Below are 20,270 nucleotides of genomic sequence, written 5' to 3' on the forward strand. Positions count from 1 at the left end.
GGCAGCGCCCTCTGACTGCCCGCGCCTTCACTCCGCGGTATACACGCGGGGCTGTTCACCTCCTCCCAGGTAGACGGCGTCGATCGGCCCGGAAGCCGGGGTCCCGGTCGCCATCCTCGTCCAGCTGCCATTCATGACGGCGGTCTGGTACAGGTTCCCGGCTTCAGCGGTGAACACCTGCGGCCACCCTCCGCCCATGTTCAGTGCCGACAAAGTCGCGCCGGGCGCAATCACGATACCCGTCGACATCGTCACCCACTCCGTGCTCGTGGCCCAGATCTGATGGAGTTGCCCGTTCATCACGGTCATCACCTGAGGTGCGCTGCCCCCCATGTACACCGCCTCGAACGCGTCGCCGACCGGCTTTCCGGTGGACGCGATGTGCCACGCGCCGCCGCCGGTCCACACCTGGTACAGCGTCCCACCCTGATTGATCATCGCCTGGATCGTGTTGTTCGCCATCACGACAGCGGAGACCTTGCCCGTCGTGTTGATGCCGGTCCAACCCTTGTGCCATCCGTTCGAATCGCCCCAGACGTGCATGAGCCGGGCATCCTCCACCGCGAGGATCTGCGGCGAAGCCTGCCCGACATCCACAGCGGACATGCTCGTGGCGTTCAAGGAGAGCCCGGAGTTGAGGGTGACCCACCGTCCACCGCTCACGAGCGTGTGCCAGAGGTAGCCGCCGGAGCTGCTGAGGATGTCACCCCATCCCGTCCCCATTTTCACGGTCGTGAAGACACTCGAGGAGATCTGCTGCCCCGTGCTCAGCTTCTTCCACGCGTCACCGTGTACCGCCGTCTCGTGGATCGTCCTTGTCGTGTTGGACTGGAGCCCGGGAAAGTCCATGGGGATCGCATAACCCCTCGTGACTGTCTGGCCGCACGAGTAACCCTGGTTCGCGATGTTCGCCCCGTTCCGCTTGAGCTCGAAATGCAGGTGATCTCCGAAGGAGTTACCGGTGTGGCCGACGAGGCCGATCGTCTGGCCCTTCGTCACGGGCTGGTTCAATGCGACGGCCGGAGCCTGCTGCATGTGCCCGTAGAGCGTCGTGTAGCCGGACGGGTGTGTGATGATCACATGGTTTCCATAGCCTGACGTGCCGAAGTCGACGACGCGCGTGGTGACGACGCCGTCGTACGCGGCCACGATGGGCGCGCCCCCCGGGCCCGCGATGTCGATTCCCATGTGCGTCGGCCTGGGGTCGGAGGGACAGCCGCCAACGACATACGAGACCCTCCCCGAGGCCGGCTGCATCATCGCCGCATGGTCGGCCCGAGCCGGCGACGCGCCAAAGAGCGTCGTCGCGATGATCCCGAGCACTGCCAGGGTCTCCATGAAGCGCCTACGTATCGCCAGGTGCATACGAACTCCCGTCTCGATGAATTCAATAAATTCATGGACAATATGGAGTTCACGGAGGTCGCTCAAGGCCTGACCCGAGCGGCGACCCAGGCATGAATCCCAGACCTGGCTAGCGCGCCATCGGCACGAGTTCCTGCTCCAAGGGAGACGCCGCAGCATCGCCCATTGCCAGCCGTTGACCCCGACCGGTTCGAGCGCACGGTCGTAGATCACCTACGCCCGGCGGGCCGTCACCCGCAGGCTGGTGCAGGAGCACTCCGTTTCCATATTGCGAGTATCTACACGCAATCGCCGCACTCCGGAGGTAAGGTCCCATCCATGCACTTCACCACCGAGCGACGCCTCGACGACGGTGTTCTCGAGCGCGAGTTCGTGGTCGGTGACGTTCCTGGCATCCTCTGGACACCGGCATCCGTACCGGCTCCGCTGATCCTCATGGGCCATCCGGGCGGACTGCGCAGAATGCATCCGCGACTTGTCGGGCGAGCCCGGCGCTCGGCCGTGGACGGATTCGCTTCGGCCGCTATCGAGCTTCCCGGCGGCGGTGACCGCGCCCCGCTCGCTGATCTCGAAAAGGCACGCGCCGACCTGCACCAGGCGTTGGCGAACCAAGCACCGGTCGACGAGATTGTCGACCGGCTGGTCCTCCCCCTGGTCGACAGAGCTGTCCCGGAATGGCAGTCCACCCTCGACTCGCTCCTTGCGCAGCCTGAACTCCGCGGTCCTGTCGGGTTCTCGGGAGGACCCGCCGCGATCGCCGTGCGACTGGCGCGGGTCGATCCGCGCATCGCGGCAGTGAATCTCTTTGCCGGCAGTTACGTACCCCGCGCCATGTTCGAGGAGGCGCGGCGGATAACGGTGCCGCTCCATGTGTTGCTCCAATGGGACGACGCGGGAAACGACCGGCAGTTGGCGCTGGACCTGTTCGACGCGTTCGGGTCGCCGGAGAAGACATTGAGCGCCAACATGGGCGGACACACCGGGGTCCCGGCATTTGCCGGCGAAGAGGTTGCCCGATTCTTCACCCGACACCTGAGGTGATGAGCGCGGCGAGGCCTGGATGCTTCCCGCTTCGCGGCGTGGCGACCTACAAAGACATCTACAAGCTCACCTACGTGCGCGGTCCCAGCGGCATCCTCGTCATGTTCGCCGAAAACCCCAGGAAGAAGCCGGGCCAGGGCGTGTCGCCGAGCACGAGGGCCACCCCAGGCGCTCAATCAGTTCTTGAAGATCAGGACGCGCAGGTCGCGGTCGGGCCGCCATTGGGTGCGCACCATCTCGAAACGTGTCGGTGAGAGCTTCCGGATGCCCGAGCTGCCGGCGGGCTGTACCCATTCTCGCCACCCGCTGCCACGCCTTCAACGTCAGCCCCGCGGCCTGAGAAGGGGAACGACCAGGGGCTGACGGTGCCGCCGTGGCCTGGCCCTGTCCCCTTTTGCTCCTCAGGGAACCAGCGCGACGAGCTGGTTGTTCGTCGAGGGCGTGAACTTGAGGGACTGGAAATAGAACGCCTGGTAGCAACCGCCCGAGGCGCCGCAGTTGCCGGACGCGTCGGCGCCGTTCAGGAACGGCGAGTTGTCGGGCGTCCAGCCCTGCCAGAAGCTGATGAAGGCGTAGCACAGCGACTCGTCGTAGGAGCCGACTGTCGACATGTCCTGGCTCCGGATGACGACGTAGTTGTTGCCCGTGCCCGTGAGGTCGACCGACCAGGTGACCGTGTTCGGCTCCCAGTCGATGCGGTAGCGGTACACCGACGCGCCCCAGCCGGAGGTCGTGTCGGGCAGCGGGTTCGGCGGGGTGCCGGTCCACAGCGGCGTCGCGGTGTCCACGTACTGCTTTCCCTGCCACCAGACGTTGGTCGACACGCTCTGCGTGCCACACGGCGTGGACCCGGCGGTGCAGTGGCCGGCGAACTCGAAGTCGATCTCCTGCTGCTGGTCCTGATTGAATTCGCTCAAGTAGAAGGTCGTGGTCACGCCGCTCCCGGCGCCCACCTTGATGGACAGCTCGTACTGGCCAAAGCCGAGCGCGACGCCGAGCCGCATCTTCGCCGAGTACCAGTTGCCCGCCCCGCCCCAGTTCGCCATGTTCATCGTCGCCAGCTCGATGTTCGGCCCACCCCCGGCCGGCGGCGGCGAGTAGCTGTAGGTCGCGGACGCGTACGGCCCGCCCGTCAGGTTGGTCCAATCCGGCGAGCCGAGGCTGTAATAGACGCTCTGCCCGGCGACGGTGAGCCCGCGAGCGGGGTCGGTCTTCAGTTCGCGACGTGCTTTGTCCATGGCCCACTCCACGGTGGTGACAGATGATGAAGAATATCCAGCCCGCGAGTGAACCCTCGCAGGTGGGCGGCGTCACCGCATCATTGAGACGAACCGGGGCGCTCGGTGTGACGCGCCTCGGGCGATGACGCGGCGCGCGACTGGAACCTCTGGAGCGCCGATTTCGATACGAGCAGCGCTACGCCGGCGTGGGCGGTCCGAACCACCGGGTGAGCGCGTCCCGCAGCCCCGAATCCGTGCCGTCTCCCACCCACGCGACATGGCCATCGGGCCGAACCAGAACGGCCGAGGGCGCGGCGACCGCACCGAACACCGGGAGCTCCCACGCGCCCGTGTATCGGGCATCGACCCGCCGAACCCGCTCCGCCCACGGAGTGAGGTCGAAGGCGCCCGGCCCGCCGAGGTTGAGGAAGACCGGCCGCGCCTCGTGCAGCAGCGAGAACACGCGCTTCGGACCGCTCTCGGTGCTCAGCTCGAGGTCGGGCATGCGACGCCCGAGCAGCGGGTGCCCCGCACCAAGGTCGTAGTGGACGTCGAGGCCCGACATCATCGCGGCGTACTGCTTGCGAGGCTGCTCCATCTTCAGCAACTCGGCCATGTTCTCGCGCAGGGCCTCGGTGCGATCGTCACCGCGGCCGAGCGCGATCTGGGCCATCGTCAGGCGGAGCACGCGGGCACCGATGGGGTGCCGCTCGGCGTGGTAGGTGTCGAGGAGGGTCTCCGGCGAGAAGCCCTTCACCACCTGCGCGAGCTTCCAGCCGAGATTCACTGCGTCCTGCACGCCGATGTTGAGCCCCTGTCCGCCCGTGGGGGCATGCACGTGCGCCGCGTCGCCGGCGAGGAGCACCCGTCGCTCCCGGTAGGACGCCGCCTGCCGAGCCATGTCGGAGAATCGGGAGAGCCAGGTCGGATTGCGAACACCGAAGTCGGTCCCGTAGACCGCAATCAGCGCCGCGCGCAGATCCTCCAGGGTCGGCTCGATTCTGTCGCCGACCTGTGGCTCGACCAGCACGACACCGGCGCGCTTCCCGTCGTCGACCTTGCCGATGGCGTTGACGCCCTTCTCTCCACGGCGGATGCCCCATGCGGGCTCCTCGGCCATCTCGACCTCGGCGATGAGGAAGCTGGTCGACGCGTCCCAGCCGGGGAACTCGATCCCGGCCTGCTTGCGAATCAGGCTCCGACCTCCGTCGCACCCGACGAGGTACGTCGCCCGGAGCGAGGCGCCGTCCGACAGCTCGACGTCGACGCCGGTGTCGTCCTGCGCGAACCCCGTCACCTCACGCCCTCGATAGAACGTCACCGGCAGCTCGGCGACCCACTCGGCCATGATGCGCTCGATGCGAGCCTGCCTGAGCGCGAGCCCGTGGTTGTGGCGCGTCGGGAAGTCGCTGATGTCGAGCGGGATGAACGAGAAGCCCGCAACCTGCATGATCTGCCCCTGCGAGAGGAAGCGCTCGGCGACACCCCGCTGATCGAACACCTCGATCGTTCGGGCGTGCAGGCCGCCAGCGCGTGACCCGGGGAGCTCCTGGTTCACCCGACGCTCGACGACGGCGACGTCGATCCCCGCCAACGCCAGCTCTGCTGCCAGCATCAGGCCCGTCGGGCCGCCTCCGGCGATCAGCACTGCATGGTTGTGCGTGGCCACACCGCGTCCGGATTCGTTGTGCATGTGTTCCTCCGCGCCCGCTGTTTTTCGCGTGCGGCCGGCGTCTGTGCCTCACAGAGGGGGGCTTGTGGCAATCCCCCGGTCCTGGCATACCGCTGGAAGTAGCAAGGGGGAGATGTCGCGTCCGCATGCGCCTCCCCGAAGCGAAACAAGCCTCCCCCCGGGCACACCCTACTCCGCCCAACCCGCCGCTTCGCTCGCCGTCGCCCTCGCCAACCGGGCGGCCGCCGCCGGATCCACCCGCGCCGTGACGAGCACGCCAATCACCGCGCCCACCAGCAACTCCACGCGGCGGGCCACCGTCTTCCGCGGCAGCGTCCCCGCCCGCGCAGCGCCCTCCAACGCCCGCGTCAGGTGTCCGTGCAGCAGGGTGCGGTAGTCCTCCACGGCCTGGTGCGCGGCCTCGTCATGCGGCGCCAGCTCCGTGGCGGTGTTGACGAGCAGGCACCCCCGCCGCGTCAGGGCCGGCGGCGCGGTCGCCATCGTCGTCGCGAGCGCTTCGAAGTAGGTCGTCACCTGCTCCAGCCCGGGCGCGCCCGAGGCGAAGACACCCAGCCGGGGCGTGATGACCTCCCGCAGGTACAGCGCGACCGCCCGCGAGAACAACGCCCGCTTGCTCTCGAACGCCTGGTACAGGCTGGAGCGGTTCAGCCCCGTCGCCGCCTCCAGGTCCGCCAGCGACGTGGCCTCGTAGCCACGGGACCAGAACACCCCCAGCGCCGCACGCACCGCCACTGTCTCGTCGAACGCACGCGTGCGAGCCACGTCACCCTCCTTGACAATTCTGAACCGAACGTTCCAATATCAATTCGGAACTGATTGGTTCAGAATAGCCGCAACCCGGAGGGGAGTCACCATGTCGCTGTTGGCCCAGGTCTTCGCGCTCATCGCCGCCGCCATCCATGTGCTGTTCTTCGTGATGGAGAGCATCCTCTTCTCGCAGCCGAAGGTGTGGCGGCGCTTCGGGCTGAAGTCGCAGGCGGACGCGGACGTGATGCGGCCAATGGCTCTCAACCAGGGCTTCTACAACCTGTTCCTCGCGCTGGGCGTCTTCGTGGGCGTGGCGCTCACGTACACCGGAGCGGTCGCCTCGGGCGTGGCGGCCGTCGTCTTCGGTTGCGCGTGCATGGCGCTGGCGGCCCTGGTGCTGGTGGCGTCCAATCGCCGCTTCTTCACCGCAAGCCTCGTCCAGGGCGCGCTGCCGCTGCTGGCGCTCCTGCTCATCGCCTTTTAAAGCAGGAAACGTTGCCCTCGGGTCCACACCTCCAGCGCAGCTGTTGCTCTCGGTTCTACACGTGACGAGGTGCCTCTCTCGGAGAGCACCCTGGCCTCGATGTTGCTCAGGCCCTCTTCCCGCATGGAGCGCATCGCTCCATGTCATCCCCGAAGAGCTCACGACCTGCTGGAAGCGTATGACCGCTCACACCCCTGATGCAGCCCCACCGCCGGAGCTGGAGTCCGCTGTTCGCATCCGCGCGCACAAGCAGTTCTTCCGCCGAACCCTCCAGGCCTTCGACGAACAGGACGCCGACTTCCAGCCCCGCCCGGGGATGCTGAGCGTGGTGGGCCACGTCCACCATGTCACCGCGGGGTTGGAGCTGTTCCTCGCGGGCGTCTTCCCGGCCATGGAGCGCTTCAAGGGGCGGGAGTGGAAGAGCCGCCGGGGCGAGGGACAGGCCTGGCTCGGGCTGGGCCCGGGATTCACCAGCATGGAGTGGACGAAGGTCTCCAACGACAACCTGTCGGGTGGAAGCGACACGGAGAGCCCGCTGGCCTTCGCGCTCCGCGCCTTCGACGAGACGATGGACCTGGCCGCGGAGCTGTATGGCCAGCTCACCCGGGAGGAGCAGCTGCTACCGCTTCCGGAGAACCCCATCCGCCTCAGGACCCCACAGGAGGCGCTGGAAATCATGATTGACCACACGGCGCACCACCGCGGCGCCCTCGCGCAGTACGCGCGCCTGCTCGACCGGGAGCCCAAGATTCCCTACTTCGAGATGAGCGAGGCCATGCACGAGGCCCAGCTCCTCGCCGGCGGACACGCGCCCTGACCGAGACTGTCCCAGGGCGTGTGACCTGCCACGCTACACGAAGGGCCATTCTGTAGCCTGTCCCGCTACAGCGGACCTGTCGCAACGGGCCTCTCCGTCTCCAGGTGCCTGTGATTACACGCCAGGACATCCTGGCATTCCCGGTGCAGCCCGAATGAGGGCAGTCCCCTCGCGGTACCATCTCGGACGGTGTCATGAAGACCCAATCCCTCAAGGTCGTTGGATTCGTCGCGGCAATGCTGTTCGCCTCATCGGCGTTCGCCGGTGAGAACACGCGGCTCGGGACGTATCTGGCCCGTGCGGACATCCAGCAGCCGGCCTCCGCCCCGCAGTGCTCCGACCCCAAGGCCCAACTGATTGAGGCTGCCGACAAGGCCGGCGTGAAGCTCAACGTCGAGCAGATCGTCACCGCCAGCTCCGAGGACGTCAACTTCGTGGGCACGAGCATCCAGGGGTTCGAGCAGGTTCCGGCGACCGACCTCCCCAAGGGTGTGGATGCCGGCTTCGTCTACCTGGACGCCCCCCGGAGCGGCATCCCCGCCGGCTTCTACCGGCTGAACGCGCACGCCGATGAAAAGGACATCCAGAAGGGGACCTACCAGGGCACCGTCGGCCTCATCGGCGCGGACGGCAAGGAAGTCACCCGGCTGGCCGCCACCATGGAGACGTCCTCGTTGTCGGTCCCCAACCCGCTGCCCTACGCGCGCACGCGCCTCGAGACCCGCATCGGGACCCATAATCCCGAGCGGCAGGACATCATCATCATCATCATCCACTGCCCGAACGGGACGACCATCATCATCGTCATCTGGTAGGCGACGCCTGAGCGGCCGCCTTCGCGCGGCCCCTCTCGACGTCACCTGACCGGCCAGCGCGCCGGGCGGAAATGGGGCTCGGGACCTTCGAGGTGCATCCTCGGGGTTCCGGGCCCCTTGTCGTTTCCAGGTCCAACCGTAGGCATTGGAGCCCGAGAGGAGTGCGATTGTTGAGGGTGCGGGCTCGGGCTAGAAACCTCCGAGGAGTCAGGAGGAGTCCATGTCGAGTCGAGTCGTCTCCCGGAGGACGTTGCTCCAAGGTGCGTTGGCCGCAGTGGCATTCAATCCCATGAGCCGAAGCTGGGCCTCCACGATGGAGGCTGGCGCGGTCCCCCTGCCACCACTGGATGGCGAGCTGCTGATGGACGCGGCGTCGCGGACCGCGGCGGCGGAGGACTTCGGTCACATCATCCACCGCACGCCGTGGGCGGTGCTCGTCCCCGGCTCGGTGAAGGACATCGTGGCCATGGTCCGCTTCGCGCGGCGCCAGGGCCTGAAGATTGCCGCCGCTCGGGGCCTCGGTGAGAGCCACAGCACCTTCGGCCAGTCCCAGGTGGCGGCGGGCATCGTCATCGACATGTCCACGCTGTCCACCATCCACGAGATTTGCGAGGACAGTGCCTGGGTGGATGCGGGCGTCCGGTGGCACGAGCTGCTGCAGGCCTCGCTTCCCTCCGGCAGGAGCCCGCCGGTGTTCACCGACTACATCGAGCTGAGCATCGGTGGGACGCTGTCGGCGGGAGGCATCGGCGGGCAGGCGTTTCGCCACGGCCTCCAGGTGGACAACGTGCTGGAGCTGGACGTCGTCACGGGCCGGGGTGAGCTCGTGCGGTGCTCACGCTGGCGTGAGCGGCCCCTGTTCGACGCCGTGCGCTCGGGCCTGGGCCAGTTCGGCATCATCGTGCGAGCCCGGGTGCGGCTCGTCGACGTGCCGCCCCGTGCGCGGACGTACACCGCCCTGTACAACGACCTCCACCGCTTCATGGAGGACCAGCGGATGCTCATCGACGACGGTCGCTTCGACTACGTCGAGGGCTTCGCCGTCACCTCCAACGGAGGCCGGGCGTATCAGCTCGAGGTGGTGAAGTACTTCACTCCGGGCTCGGAGCCGAACGATGCGCGGCTGCTCGCGGGCCTGGGCTTCCAGCCCGGGACGCTCCAGGTGAACGACGGCAGCTACTTCGACTTCGTCAACCGGCTCGCGCCGCTGATCGAGCTGCTCAAGCAGCTCGGCATCTGGGGCTTCCCCCACCCGTGGCTGGACATGTTCGTCCCCGCCCGGGCCGCGGAGGCCTTCATCCAGGAGATCCTCGCCCAGACCACCGAGGCGGACATGGGTCAGGGGCCCATCATCATCTACCCCTTCCGCTCCTCCGAGCTGACCACGCCCTTCCTGCGCACGCCCACGGACCGGCACGTCTTCCTCTTCTCGCTGCTGCGCACCGCCATTCCCCCGACGCTGGAGAATGTCGCGTCCCTGCTGCAGAAGAACCGCGCCATCTTCGACCGGCTCACCGCCATTGGCGGGAAGATCTACCCCGTCGATGCCGTGCCCTTGAGCCCCGCCGACTGGCGCCGCCACTTCCACCCCTACTGGGAGCGCTTCGAGCACGCGAAGCGGCGCTACGACCCGGACCGCATCCTCACGCCGGGCCAGGGCATCTTCTGATCGCAGCCCCCTGAAGGGGCCCGGTGAAGCCGAGCCCCTTCACTTCTGGATCTTCACTTCCTCGTAGTCGTCGGGATTCAGGCCGAGGCCGCGCAAGGCGTCCAGGTCCATGCGCGTGTCGCCGCCGATGTATGTGTGATCCCGCTTGTGCATGAAGTACCGCTGGTAGCTGTTGTCGACCTGGAACGTCTTGCCGCTCGCGCCGACCACCGTGTTCTCGTCATTGATGTAGTTCAGGAAGTTGCGGTGTTGGGCGTCGCCAGCGGCCATGCGGTCGTAATACCCCTTCATGCTGGCGTCACCCTGCTGCTGGATGGCCTCCATCCGCTGCTGGTGTCGCTGGGCGCTCTGCTGGATGGCTGCCATGTTCCGGTGGTGTTGGGCGGTCATCTGCCGCCCGAACTCCTGGATCTGTGCCATGCGCGCCTGGTGCTTCTGGTTCTGCTCCGCCTGCCAGGCAGGGTTTGCCTGATAGGAGCGCCCCATGGCTTCGATCATCGGGATGTATTGCTTCGGGTCGCCCGAGGTGGTGATTCCCGTGACGGTGACAATCCAGAACGGCCCGCTGTCGGTCGTCGTTCCCATCAGCAGCGCGTTCATGGGACGGCCGCCATCCGTGTAGCTGAAGGCCACCTGCACGGCGGTCGCATGCACACGGTGCCCCGCCTCGGCGAACCGCTTCTGGAGCTTCTGCTCTCCTTCGGCATCCACCTCGGTCGAGACGAGCTTGAAGTCCGACAGCTTGCCGAACTTCCGCTTCACGTAGGCGGGGAAGTATTCCGTGGCGGGTACGAACGGCTCGATCTTCATCCGGGGATGGACCCGGGCCATGTCGTAGTGGATGGGTGTCGCCGCGGCCGGACTCCAGTACTGGGGGAGGCTCGGATCGCCACTGAAGATGAGGACGCTTCCATCCGGGCTGACCGTATTGACCACGATGCTGTGGATGTCGAACACCCGGGCCGAGTAGGTCCGGTTGTGCCAGCCCTTCGGCATTCCCATCGTGAAGGCGTTCTCGACCGGGTCGCGCATCATCACGAGGTCGGTGGTGGGCGGCGTGCTTTGCGGAGCGGTCTTCATGGCGGGCTTCTTCGGGTCGCTCCCCCCGACTGGAGCGGCCTCATTGGGTTTGGAGCAGGCAGTCGTCAGGGCGAGCGCGAGGACGGCGAGATGACTGCTCGAACGCATGGCATGGACTCCTTGAAAGTCATTTAATCCTACCGCCGGCAACGAGGGAACCTCTGGCGTGGGTGCCGTCCGATATCCTGGCGCTGAGATACCTCTACAGCTGCTGAGCGCGGCGGCCCCCATCAATGCACGGCGGGAGGCGTCGGCGAGACGCCTCCATGCGGCTGTCCCGCTGCCCCGGCCCGAAGCTCCAGGAAGCTCCGCACCGCCGCTCCCACGGTCGGGTGGAGGTTCTCCCTTCCAATCCGCTCCCCCAGCCCCGTGCGCCTCAACATCCGGCGCATCGGGGCACGGGCCTCGGCGATGCCCAGCACCACGCCCTCCTCCTCGAACTCCCTCCGCAGCTTCTCCAGCCCCTCCGCCGCGGTGACGTCGAGGTCGAACACGGCCGACGCATCCAGCACGAACCACCGCACCGGCGTTTGAGCCCCCGCCACCAGCGCGCGGGCCTCCTCCCTCAAGTGCCGCGCATTCGCGAAGAAGATCGGCGCGTCGAAGCGATAGATGACCAGCCCCGGAACCGTCTCCGCATCCTCGTGCCGCTCGATGTCGTGGTAGCCCGGCACCCCTTCCCTCGTGCCGAGCACCGCGTCGTGCGGCCGGGCCGCCCGGCGGATGAGGTCGCCCAGCGCCAGCGCCACCGCGACGAGGATGCCCTGCAGGATGCCCAGCACCAGCACCCCCACCATCGTCACCACCGCGAGCACCGCCTCCACCGGCCGGACGCGCCACAGGTCCACGATGGACCGCACCTCCATCAGGTACACGGCGGCCACCATGACGATGGCCCCCAGCGTCACCATGGGGAGGTTGCGCAGCAGCGGCGTCAGGAACAACGCGAAGACGAGCACCACCACCGACGCCATCACCCCCACCCACTGCGTCTTTCCCCCCATGGACGCATTGACCGCCGAGCGCGAGTCGCTCCCCGTGACGGGGAACCCCTGAGTGAAGGCCGTGGCGAAGTTCGCGACGGCCTGCCCGATGAACTCCTGATTGGAATCCAGCGGGTAGCGGAACTTGTCCGCGTAGATGCGTCCGGTGAGCACCGAGCTGGCGTAGTTGACGAGCGCCAGACTGAAGGCCGCTGGCAGCAGCGCGCGTACGTCTCCGAACTGGACGGAAGGCAGTCCGAAGCCAGGCGGCGCCGCGGACAGCTCGCCCACCACCTTGACGCCTCCGTGCGCCAGTTGGAACAGCTGACCCGCCAGCGTGGTCAGGACCACCAGGATGAGCGGGCCGGGCGCTCTCGGAAGGAAGCGCCGCAGCAGCACCAGCACTCCGATGATGCCCACGCCGAGCAGCAGCGTGGGCAGATGGGCCCGCTGCACGTTCGCGCCCACCTCGTACACCTGACCGGCGAAGTCGTCCGCCTTGCGCTCCAGCCCGAAGAGCCGCGCCAGCTGGCTGCCGATGATGATCAGCGCCGCACCGTTGATGTAGCCGAGCAGAATCGGCCGGGACAGGAAGTCCGCGAGCGCGCCCGCCTTCAGCAAGCCCCCCACGAGGCTCAGCACGCCCACCATCAGCGCGAGCAGCGCCATCAGTGACGCATAACGCGCGGGGTCCGCCCCCGCCGCCAACGGGGCCACGGCCGCCGCGGCGAGGATGGCCGCCCCCGCCTCGGGCCCGATGATGAGGTGCCGCGAGGGCCCGAACAGCGCGTAGGCCAGCATCCCCGCGATGCCCGCGTAGAGCCCCGCCGCCGGGCGCACGCCGACAATCTGCGCGTAGGCGAGCCCCTGGGGGATGAGCATCGCGCCAATGGTGAGCGCGGACAGCAGGTCCGCCCGGAACCACCGGCCCGAGTAGCCCTCCGCCAGCCGCAGCCCGGGCACCCCGCGCCGCACCGCCTGCCACATCTTCGCCGCCGACAGCTTCATCGCCCCCACCACGCCCACGCCTACTGGCGGGCCATCGCCATGCGGAAGTTCTTCATGGTGACCTGTCGTCCTGCGTGCCACAGCCTGCGTTGCTGGGAAGCTAGGCTGCCCGCGACTCCAGGCCAGTGCCCCACGGGAGTGACCCCGCACAGGCTTCAGGACGCTTCCACGGATGCGGCGATGGTCCACTGACGGCGAGCCCCCGAGGGCAGGACGGAGGTCCGGGCCGTGACGAACAGCACCGCTCCCCGTCCAGTGGCCACCGTGGAAAGGCTCTCCCAGGTTGGAAGCCCATGAAACCGACGACCGTGGGGCTGCTCCTGCTGCTGAGCGCGGCACTTCCTGAAAACGCGTCCGCCGCTGAAGCGCCCGAGTGCCATACCGCTGCTGACAGCCGGAAGCTGGGCGGACACACCTTCCAGTTCCCCATCCTCCAGCAGAGCGCTTTCGTGACGACGAACGTGGGCCTCCGCGAGGGCCTTGCGCGCTACGACGTGCCGGACCTGCCCATCGGCAGTGTGGGCGCGACGGACGTGCTGCTCACGGGCGTCCAGCAGACGCTGGACCTGAGCTTCTCCATCACGGACTGGCTGGGCGTGGCGGGCTTCGCTCGAGGCACCATCATCACCGGTGCGAACGCGCGCTCCCTGCTGGTGGACGGCGCGTCGGTGGAGCTGATCGGCCAGGCGGGCGCCATCGTGCGCGTGTGGCGCAACGAGCGCAGCGGGACGCAGGTCTCCGTGCGCGGCAACTTCGGCTACCAGAACGGCAAGGAGGTCACCGTCCTCCCGCTCGTCACCAGCGTCCTGAACTCGCCGGGGCTGACGCTCGAGGAGCTGATCCTGGGCAATCTGGGCCGGTTCCTCCTCGTGCCCGCGACGGAGACCTCGGTGAACGGCGGCGCGTACCTGGCCCAGTCCTTCAGCCGTACGTTCTCACTCCAGGCCTCCGCGAATGGCGAGTACGCGTGGCGAGAGCGGAATCCCTTCGACTCGGAGGCCGGCGACCGCCTCACCCAGAAGACCCACGCGGCGCGCGTCAACCTCGGGGCCGCGCTCACCGCGGACTTCGCGCCCCACGGGGTCCCCGTGGCCGTCATGGGTGAGTACCTGTTCACCACCGGGCAGGAGACCGAGGCGCGCCTGCCCGACAGGACCTTGAAGTCGAGCACCGTCGCGCTCGGCGTCTACTACTCCGGCCGGCCCAACCTGCAGGTCGGCCTGGGCGCCGTGACGACCCTGAATGCCGCTCCCCGCATCGGATTCGACGCGGATGGCAACCCGCTCGAGTCCGACACGCCCACGCTCAGCTACGGCCAGCTCATCCTCCGCTACATCTGGTGAGCCCCCGCGCGCGCGGGCGGCGGTGGCCGCGCGTCCTCGCCTGGGCGCTGGGCGCGGCGCTGCTCCTGGAGGGGCTGCTCAACCTCGCGCTCAACACGCCGCTCGTCCCGGCGCTCATCCACCGCGTCACGCCGCGCACGAAACTGGGATGGCGCCTGGCCTGGTGGCCATGGCCGGGCCAGCTCCATGCCCGCGACTTCTTCCTGGAGCAGCGTGACGCGCACGTGCGCTGGCGCGTCGAGGCGGATGAAGTGGAGGCGAAGCTGTCCCTGGCCGCCCTCTTCCGCCGCCAGGTCGCGGCCGAGGGAGGCCGGGCCCGGGGAGTGCGCGCGCGGGTGGAGCCCCTGCCGCCCGAGGAGCGCACTCCGCCGAGGCCCCCCAAGCCCCATCCGTGGCAGGTGGTGCTGCGCGGCCTGGAGGTCCGGGACGCACGCGAGCTGGCCTTCGGCACCACGCGCTATGTCGGGCCCGCGGACGCACGAGGCAGCGTGCACATCGTCGCCGGCCAGCGGCTCACGGTGGAGGCAGGGCAGTTGCATCTGGAGCGAGGCTTCGTGGAGGTCCAGGGTCAGCGGGCCGCGCGGCTGTACATGCTGTCCACCGACTTCTCGCTCGAGGCCACCCGGCGGAGCCCCGAAGAGGGCTGGGACGTCCTCGGCGGGCTGAGCGGTCGGCTCCAGGCGAAGGCGGACCTGGTGCCACTGGACTGGCTCGAGACGCACCTGTCCCCGCACGGACAGGTAGGCCTCCACGGCGGTGCCGGCACGCTCGAAGTGGACCTGCGCGTCCAGCAGGGCCTGCTGGAGCCGGGCAGCTTCCTGGAGGGCACCGGTGCACCGCTGCACCTGCGGCTCGGGCCCGCGCACGTGCGGACCTCATGGCACGTGAGCGGCACCGTGGAGGGGGATGCTGACGCCGCACCACGAGGCCGGCTGAAGCTCGCCTTCTCCTCCGTCCGGATGGAGGGCCCTCATGCGCGGTTGCTGGAGCTGCCCGAGGTGGCGCTCACCTTCCATGCGGAGCCGCGCCTGGGGCTCCCGTCGCCGGCCGTCCAGCATGAGCTGCGCGTGGCACCCAGCAAGCCGGTGGACCTGCGGATGCTCAACGCCTGGACGGGTGAGGCGTTCCGGGTGGACTCCGGCAACGTCACCCTGAAGGCCACGGGCCACGGTGACTCCGAGCACGACCGCAGGTCGATGCGCCTCACGCTGGACACCGACCTGGTCGAGGCCCGGACCGGCGACAACCGGTGGCTCGGGCGCGCCTCCGTGGAGCTCGACACGCGAAGGCTCGCGTTGCATGGCAGGGCCGTGGGGCTGGATGGGACGATGCTGCGGCTGAGCCAGGTGTCCGCGGACCTGGACACCGCGAAGGTGCGCGGGTGGAGCGGCACCTTCTCCCTCCCCCACGCCACGCTGACGTTGGCTCCTCCGGGACTGGAGGCCCGGTTCTCCTCCAGCTTCTCCACCGCGGCCCCCATCGTCGCGGTGCTCTCCAGCCACGAGAAGCTGCCCCGCTTCCTCACCCCGCTGCTCGCGGCGCGGGACCTCGAGGTCTCCGGACAGGTGCTGATGGGCCCTCCGGGCATCCAGGTGAGGGAGCTGCGCATCAAGGACGAGAACCTGGAGCTCGAGGGCCGGATGGACCTGTCCCGTGGCGCCACCCACGCCCTGGTGCTGGCCACGATGGACGGCATCACCGGCGCCGTGGAGGTGACGCCCGAGGACACCCACGTCCAGCTCGGGGATGCGCGGCACTGGTACGAGGAGCGGCTGGCGAAGCCGTCCCCCTGAAGCACCCGGCCCACTTTGCCCGAGCACCATGGCTCCGACGTGGCGCTCGTGAGCCGCGAGGTCAAGGCGCTGAGCGCCCGCCGATCTCCGGGAAGCGCTCGTAGGCCCGAAGGAGCGCGTCCAGGTGGGCGGGGTTGTCGAGCTCGAGTGGCGCCTCCGTGAGCCGAACAACCCACCCGCCCGTCGCGGTGCGCCGTGAGCGCGAGAGCAGGTCCGTGTCGCGCGCTGAGTCAGGGAACCCGATGGCACGTGCAGCAGCGGCAGACCAATAGTTCAGCCACCCCAGTCGATGCGGAATTTCAGGTGAGCGCATGGCACCAGGGGACTTGATCGCCGGCAGCCCCCGAGGAGGGGGGGCCAGGTCGTCGGGCAGATTCTTCGTCTGACGTGCGATGTCCCAGGCCGCGCTGATCGGCGTCGCGTGCCCCCAGAACGCGCGTCCATTCTCCGCCACGGCTTCCAGCAGAACCTCCGCAGCCGAGATGCCGTCAGCGGACAGCGGCAGCGCCACATGAAATTCAAACTGAGCCCGACCGTCAGGACAAAGACCCGCCGGTATTCCCCACCCTGTTACGCTCACTCGAAAGTTGTCATCAGTGCTGCGCAGCGGCGGCATTTCTCCACGACTGCTTTCATGGGCAACGAATCCATCTCGATCCGGCAACGGGAGCAGTTGACCTTCGTCAGAAATCATCATCCCGATGCGCAAGCCTGGTCGTGCGCGCTCCATCCCATGAACAACAGCCAAAGTGCGGCCATCATCCTCTGCAAGCGCAGGCGCGTAGACAATCATGCTGATTTGGTTTCGCTGCGTGGCAGGCATTTCAGCACCAATCCATGAGAACGATAACGCCCTTGAGTCGCGGCTCTTGTGTTTCCAACATGGCCTTGTGCGTGGCGCTTCGCACGCCGACCCGGAAGTCGAATCCGCATGCTCGCGCAAGTTCTCGCTCGACCAAGAAATCACGCACATTCTTTCTGAGCACGATGTCTTGAAGCTCCTGCGGGTAGGAGTCGAAATTATCTGTCTTCACCTCCCAAAGCACACCCGCGACAACCTGCAGAGCATCGAACGCCTTGCCATTGACAAGCGCATTGGCTCCGCGAAAGGCATTGAACGGAACGTTGTCAGCACACCAGTTGTGCAAGGCGTTTCCGCCCTTGGGGGGAACGCGCTTGGGAACGCACTCTGGGCGGCGCTCTCGCTCCATTGGCTCGGCCGGCACCGGGGGGAACCCGTCTTGCCCTGATGGCTCTGGCTTGAGCTTTCGATTCGCTGAGGGTGCCTGCGGACCGGGCTTCGTTTGGGGCGCGGACTCGATCTCCTCCGGACTACTCCCGCTCAGCTCGTGCGCATCCAGTGCTTCCTTGATGGCGATTCCCACCACCACCGCGCCAACGACAATCACTGCGCCCACAGCGAGCTCGGGCGCCGCCAAGACACAGAGGCCGATTCCCAAGGCAGCCGCGCCCGCCGAGGCAACCGCGCACCTTCTCGTGGGGTCGTGGAACCGGATCCGGTCATGGTCGAGGGCATGAAAGCACCGCTCCGCCAGCACGGGCCAAGGCTGGGAAGCCTCACGGACGACACACTGACCCCCATCTCTCCATGGCAACTCCGCCGCTCTCTGGAGGTTGGCGCGCCTTGGATTCCGGGCCGCTGGCTCTCTCGGACTCTGCGCTGGCGTCGCACAGGCCAGGAGAAGAAGCAGAAGCGCGCTGCCAGCGCGGAAACGCAATGACCACGTCCTTTCAATCGAGCCAGGTCGTCGCGGGCCAAGGCTGGCTTGTTGCGGAGTATGCCAGCACGCTCGGACGACGAGGCAGAGAGCTGCGCCAGTACATGCAGGAGCGACTGTCGGGTATGCACACCCCTACTGACGGGACGGGCCACCGCGGTGGCAGTGCTCGTGGGTACGCGAGGATGCACGGGATGACCGACCAGATAGGCGCTCAGCCCATCTACTGGCCGCGTTTCTTCCAACCGTCTCCAGGGTGAACGGATCGCCGCCCCAACTGCTCCGGACTGCGATCCGCTTGGCCGACCCCGCTACGAACAGCTTGGGTGACCCGTCTGCGCTCCATTGCCCCGGCCCGTTGCACGGCGCGGCGCCGCCGTCCGCCCGGGACCACCGAGGGAGACCCAATCGTTGCGCTCCAACTCTCATTTTCTTGGTACTTGAGCCCGCAAAACCAGCGAAGCTGGCAAAGCAGCTCTTGAGGGAGGACGCACATGAACAAGCTGTCGGTCACGATGGTTGTGGGCCTGCTGCTCGGCGGTTGCGGAGCGACGCAATCCGACCTTGGAGGCGAAGGCGTCGCCAGTCAGATGGAGCAGGACTTCGGTGGCCCGAGCGGCCTCCTGGACTTCTTCGAGAGCCACTCGGAGGAGGAGATCCGGGAGGCGATGACGCAGTACGGCGTGGGGTACGTCGTCCACGGGAACGTCAACGAAGCGCTCATCAGCGACTGCCCGAAATACTTCCCGTCGAGCGACCGGAACATCTGGCACACCTTCGACGGCGAGTACTACTTCATCGACACCGCAGGTCGTCCGAATCGGGCGTACAAGTTCCTGCCGAAGATCACCGCCGCGCCGCGCGTCGACGCCTGTCAGACGAGCGTGGGGCAGTGGGGCGACGCGGAGAACCCCAGCAACGACTATGACGGGGGACACCTCATCGGCTCGCAGCTCGGGGGCTGGGGGGGCCGGGCGAACCTGGTGCCCCAGGATGTCAACTTCAACCGTGGCAACTGGGCTCAGCTCGAGAACAAGATGGCCACGTGCGGGGGCCTGCCGAGCAGCCGGCTGCGCTACTACATCGGTGCGAACTACCCGAATTCCACCGCGCTCATCCCCAACAACCTGACGATGGAGATCAAGAACCAGTCCACGGGGAGCACCGTGTCCATGTCCTTCTCGAACGTGGACCTCGGCGGCTCGAACGGGACGAGCGAGCGGACCCGTGGCGTCAACTGGCTGTCCAGCCAGGGCTGCAACTGAGCTGAGGTTCGCGCCCCGGCCGGGCCACGCCTCCACCCGTTGGCGTGGTGTCGAGCCCCACGGGCGGAGGCAGTCGTCCACTTCCAGTGCTCGCCTCCGCCCGTGAGGGCCAGTGCCTTCGTCCGCCGTCGCGTCCAGCTTGCCTCCGGCGGAGTGCGCGTCCACCGACGCCTTCCCGGAGGAGCCAGGCATGAGCACGGACATGAGCAGCGAGGCCATGAAGCTGGAGCCGGAGCCCTCCCCGACTCCCGAGCCCCCGCCGGGCGAGGCGCCCTTCCCGGACATGACGTGGGTCCCGGGCGGGACGTACTGGATGGGCTCGGACCGCCACTATCCCGAAGAGGCGCCCGCGCACCAGGTGACGGTCACCGGCTTCTGGATGGACCGCTTCACGGTGACGAACATGCAGTACGCCCGCTTCGTGGATGCCACGCGCTATGTCACCGTGGCCGAGCGCCCGCTGAATCCCGCGGACTACCCGGGCGCGCTCCCGGAGCTGCTGGTGCCCGGCTCGCTCGTCTTCCAGAAGGCCATCGGGCGCGTCGACCTGCGGGACTACTCCCGCTGGTGGGCGTACGTGCCAGGCGCGTGCTGGCGGCACCCGGAGGGGCCCGGCAGCAACCTCAAGGGGCGCGGCAAGCACCCCGTGGTGCAAATCGCCTTCGAGGACGCGGAGGCCTACGCCGTCTGGGCCGGCAAGGCACTGCCCTCGGAGGCCGAGTGGGAGCGCGCCGCGCGCGGCGGGCTGGACCGCCAGGAATACTGTTGGGGGGACGAATTCACGCCCGGCGGCAAGCACCTGGCCAACACCTGGCAGGGAGAGTTCCCCTGGCAGAACCTGCGCGAGGACGGCCACGAGGGCACCTGTGCCGTGGGCAGCTTCCCGCCCAACGGCTTCGGCCTGCACGAGATGGCCGGCAACGTGTGGGAGTGGACCACGGACTGGTTCCAGGCGCGCCACACGGGCAACAAGGGCAAGGCCTGCTGCATCCCCGTCAACCCGCGCGGGCCCGCCGGGGCGGACGGCAGCAAGGACCCCGGCATGCCCCGGGTGAACATCCCCCGCCGCGTGCTCAAGGGCGGCAGCCACCTGTGCGCGCCCAACTACTGCCTGCGCTACCGCCCCGCGGCGCGCTCGCCCCAGGCCGTGGAGAGCGGCGCCAGCCACATCGGCTTCCGCTGCATCGTGCGCCCCGCGGCGCGCTGAG

General features: G+C 67.9%; 18 protein-coding genes. 10 read left to right on the plus strand and 8 right to left on the minus strand.

Annotated elements, in window-relative coordinates; genetic code table 11:
- Positions 1-27 precede the first annotated feature (27 nt).
- On the minus strand, positions 28-1,338 hold the full coding sequence (locus OV427_RS48340) for a M23 family metallopeptidase (protein ID WP_267863044.1): 1,311 nt from the start codon (positions 1,336-1,338) through the stop codon (positions 28-30).
- A gap of 345 nt (positions 1,339-1,683) precedes the next feature.
- On the opposite strand from OV427_RS48340, the gene OV427_RS48345 reads away from it, so the two are divergent.
- Both OV427_RS48345 and OV427_RS48350 read left to right on the plus strand, forming a co-directional pair.
- Positions 1,684-2,406, plus strand: coding sequence for a dienelactone hydrolase family protein (locus OV427_RS48345; protein WP_267863045.1), 723 nt, complete (start codon positions 1,684-1,686; stop codon positions 2,404-2,406).
- A 38-nt stretch (positions 2,407-2,444) separates the two neighbouring features.
- On the plus strand, positions 2,445-2,660 hold the full coding sequence (locus tag OV427_RS48350; protein WP_267863046.1) for a hypothetical protein: 216 nt from the start codon (positions 2,445-2,447) through the stop codon (positions 2,658-2,660).
- 147 nt (positions 2,661-2,807) lie between these two features.
- Here OV427_RS48350 and OV427_RS48355 read toward each other — a convergent pair whose 3' ends face one another.
- From OV427_RS48355 to OV427_RS48365, 3 genes are all read right to left on the minus strand, one after another.
- Positions 2,808-3,644, minus strand: a complete 837-nt coding sequence (locus tag OV427_RS48355) for a family 16 glycosylhydrolase (protein WP_267863047.1) — start codon at positions 3,642-3,644, stop codon at positions 2,808-2,810.
- Between the two features lie 178 nt (positions 3,645-3,822).
- Positions 3,823-5,319 carry an FAD-dependent monooxygenase gene (locus OV427_RS48360; RefSeq protein ID WP_267863048.1) on the minus strand — a complete coding sequence of 499 codons (1,497 nt, stop codon included), beginning with the start codon at positions 5,317-5,319 and terminating at the stop codon, positions 3,823-3,825.
- A 168-nt stretch (positions 5,320-5,487) separates the two neighbouring features.
- A complete protein-coding gene (locus OV427_RS48365) occupies positions 5,488-6,081 on the minus strand; it encodes a TetR/AcrR family transcriptional regulator (RefSeq protein WP_267863049.1) in 594 nt (197 codons plus the stop codon).
- Between the two features lie 91 nt (positions 6,082-6,172).
- On the opposite strand from OV427_RS48365, the gene OV427_RS48370 reads away from it, so the two are divergent.
- The 4 genes from OV427_RS48370 to OV427_RS48385 all read left to right on the plus strand — a co-directional run bounded on the left by OV427_RS48370 (position 6,173) and on the right by OV427_RS48385 (position 9,851).
- A complete protein-coding gene (locus OV427_RS48370; protein WP_267863050.1) occupies positions 6,173-6,550 on the plus strand; it encodes a DUF1304 domain-containing protein in 378 nt (125 codons plus the stop codon).
- A 178-nt stretch (positions 6,551-6,728) separates the two neighbouring features.
- Positions 6,729-7,367 carry a DinB family protein gene (locus OV427_RS48375; protein ID WP_267863051.1) on the plus strand — a complete coding sequence of 213 codons (639 nt, stop codon included), beginning with the start codon at positions 6,729-6,731 and terminating at the stop codon, positions 7,365-7,367.
- 194 nt (positions 7,368-7,561) lie between these two features.
- The gene (locus OV427_RS48380) at positions 7,562-8,182 is read left to right on the plus strand and encodes a hypothetical protein (protein ID WP_267863052.1); all 621 of its coding nucleotides are present in this window, start codon (positions 7,562-7,564) and stop codon (positions 8,180-8,182) included.
- Between the two features lie 289 nt (positions 8,183-8,471).
- Complete coding sequence (locus OV427_RS48385; protein ID WP_267863053.1) at positions 8,472-9,851, plus strand: FAD-binding protein; 1,380 nt, start codon at positions 8,472-8,474, stop codon at positions 9,849-9,851.
- 39 nt (positions 9,852-9,890) lie between these two features.
- Here OV427_RS48385 and OV427_RS48390 read toward each other — a convergent pair whose 3' ends face one another.
- Positions 9,891-11,039 (minus strand): hypothetical protein, encoded by a 1,149-nt coding sequence (locus OV427_RS48390; RefSeq protein ID WP_267863054.1) that lies wholly within the window; start codon positions 11,037-11,039, stop codon positions 9,891-9,893.
- Between the two features lie 122 nt (positions 11,040-11,161).
- Entirely contained in the window at positions 11,162-12,922 is a 1,761-nt protein-coding gene (locus OV427_RS48395; protein ID WP_267863055.1) for a SulP family inorganic anion transporter, read from the minus strand.
- Positions 12,923-13,215: 293 nt separating this feature from the next.
- Between OV427_RS48395 and OV427_RS48400 the strand changes: the two genes are divergently transcribed.
- Positions 13,216-14,265 carry a hypothetical protein gene (locus OV427_RS48400; protein WP_267863056.1) on the plus strand — a complete coding sequence of 350 codons (1,050 nt, stop codon included), beginning with the start codon at positions 13,216-13,218 and terminating at the stop codon, positions 14,263-14,265.
- Complete coding sequence (locus OV427_RS48405) at positions 14,262-16,058, plus strand: hypothetical protein (RefSeq protein ID WP_267863057.1); 1,797 nt, start codon at positions 14,262-14,264, stop codon at positions 16,056-16,058. Before OV427_RS48400 ends, OV427_RS48405 begins: the two co-directional genes overlap by 4 nt.
- 61 nt (positions 16,059-16,119) lie before the next feature.
- On the opposite strand, the gene OV427_RS48410 is transcribed toward OV427_RS48405, so the two are convergent.
- Both OV427_RS48410 and OV427_RS48415 read right to left on the minus strand, forming a co-directional pair.
- Positions 16,120-16,851 (minus strand): DUF5953 family protein, encoded by a 732-nt coding sequence (locus OV427_RS48410; RefSeq protein ID WP_267863058.1) that lies wholly within the window; start codon positions 16,849-16,851, stop codon positions 16,120-16,122.
- 31 nt (positions 16,852-16,882) lie between these two features.
- Positions 16,883-17,497, minus strand: coding sequence for a DUF6310 domain-containing protein (locus OV427_RS48415; RefSeq protein WP_324290041.1), 615 nt, complete (start codon positions 17,495-17,497; stop codon positions 16,883-16,885).
- A 794-nt stretch (positions 17,498-18,291) separates the two neighbouring features.
- Between OV427_RS48415 and OV427_RS48420 the strand changes: the two genes are divergently transcribed.
- A complete protein-coding gene (locus tag OV427_RS48420) occupies positions 18,292-19,062 on the plus strand; it encodes a DNA/RNA non-specific endonuclease (protein ID WP_267863060.1) in 771 nt (256 codons plus the stop codon).
- A gap of 190 nt (positions 19,063-19,252) precedes the next feature.
- A complete protein-coding gene (locus OV427_RS48425; RefSeq protein WP_267863061.1) occupies positions 19,253-20,269 on the plus strand; it encodes a formylglycine-generating enzyme family protein in 1,017 nt (338 codons plus the stop codon).
- The last annotated feature ends 1 nt before the right edge of the window (position 20,270 follow it).

The sequence above is a fragment of the Pyxidicoccus sp. MSG2 genome, assembly GCF_026626705.1.
Lineage (GTDB): Bacteria > Myxococcota > Myxococcia > Myxococcales > Myxococcaceae > Myxococcus.

What these genes read in the sequence shown, in the direction of transcription:
- OV427_RS48340 (WP_267863044.1), bottom strand. Translation starts at nt 1,338, where the DNA reads ATGGAGACCCTGGCAGTGCTCGGGATCATCGCGACGACGCTCTTTGGC.
- OV427_RS48345 (WP_267863045.1), top strand. Translation starts at nt 1,684, where the DNA reads ATGCACTTCACCACCGAGCGACGCCTCGACGACGGTGTTCTCGAGCGC.
- OV427_RS48355 (WP_267863047.1), bottom strand. Translation starts at nt 3,644, where the DNA reads ATGGACAAAGCACGTCGCGAACTGAAGACCGACCCCGCTCGCGGGCTC.
- OV427_RS48360 (WP_267863048.1), bottom strand. Translation starts at nt 5,319, where the DNA reads ATGCACAACGAATCCGGACGCGGTGTGGCCACGCACAACCATGCAGTG.
- OV427_RS48370 (WP_267863050.1), top strand. Translation starts at nt 6,173, where the DNA reads ATGTCGCTGTTGGCCCAGGTCTTCGCGCTCATCGCCGCCGCCATCCAT.
- OV427_RS48375 (WP_267863051.1), top strand. Translation starts at nt 6,729, where the DNA reads ATGACCGCTCACACCCCTGATGCAGCCCCACCGCCGGAGCTGGAGTCC.
- OV427_RS48380 (WP_267863052.1), top strand. Translation starts at nt 7,562, where the DNA reads ATGAAGACCCAATCCCTCAAGGTCGTTGGATTCGTCGCGGCAATGCTG.
- OV427_RS48385 (WP_267863053.1), top strand. Translation starts at nt 8,472, where the DNA reads ATGAGCCGAAGCTGGGCCTCCACGATGGAGGCTGGCGCGGTCCCCCTG.
- OV427_RS48390 (WP_267863054.1), bottom strand. Translation starts at nt 11,039, where the DNA reads ATGCGTTCGAGCAGTCATCTCGCCGTCCTCGCGCTCGCCCTGACGACT.
- OV427_RS48395 (WP_267863055.1), bottom strand. Translation starts at nt 12,922, where the DNA reads ATGAAGCTGTCGGCGGCGAAGATGTGGCAGGCGGTGCGGCGCGGGGTG.
- OV427_RS48400 (WP_267863056.1), top strand. Translation starts at nt 13,216, where the DNA reads ATGAAACCGACGACCGTGGGGCTGCTCCTGCTGCTGAGCGCGGCACTT.
- OV427_RS48410 (WP_267863058.1), bottom strand. Translation starts at nt 16,851, where the DNA reads ATGATTGTCTACGCGCCTGCGCTTGCAGAGGATGATGGCCGCACTTTG.
- OV427_RS48420 (WP_267863060.1), top strand. Translation starts at nt 18,292, where the DNA reads ATGAACAAGCTGTCGGTCACGATGGTTGTGGGCCTGCTGCTCGGCGGT.
- OV427_RS48425 (WP_267863061.1), top strand. Translation starts at nt 19,253, where the DNA reads ATGAGCACGGACATGAGCAGCGAGGCCATGAAGCTGGAGCCGGAGCCC.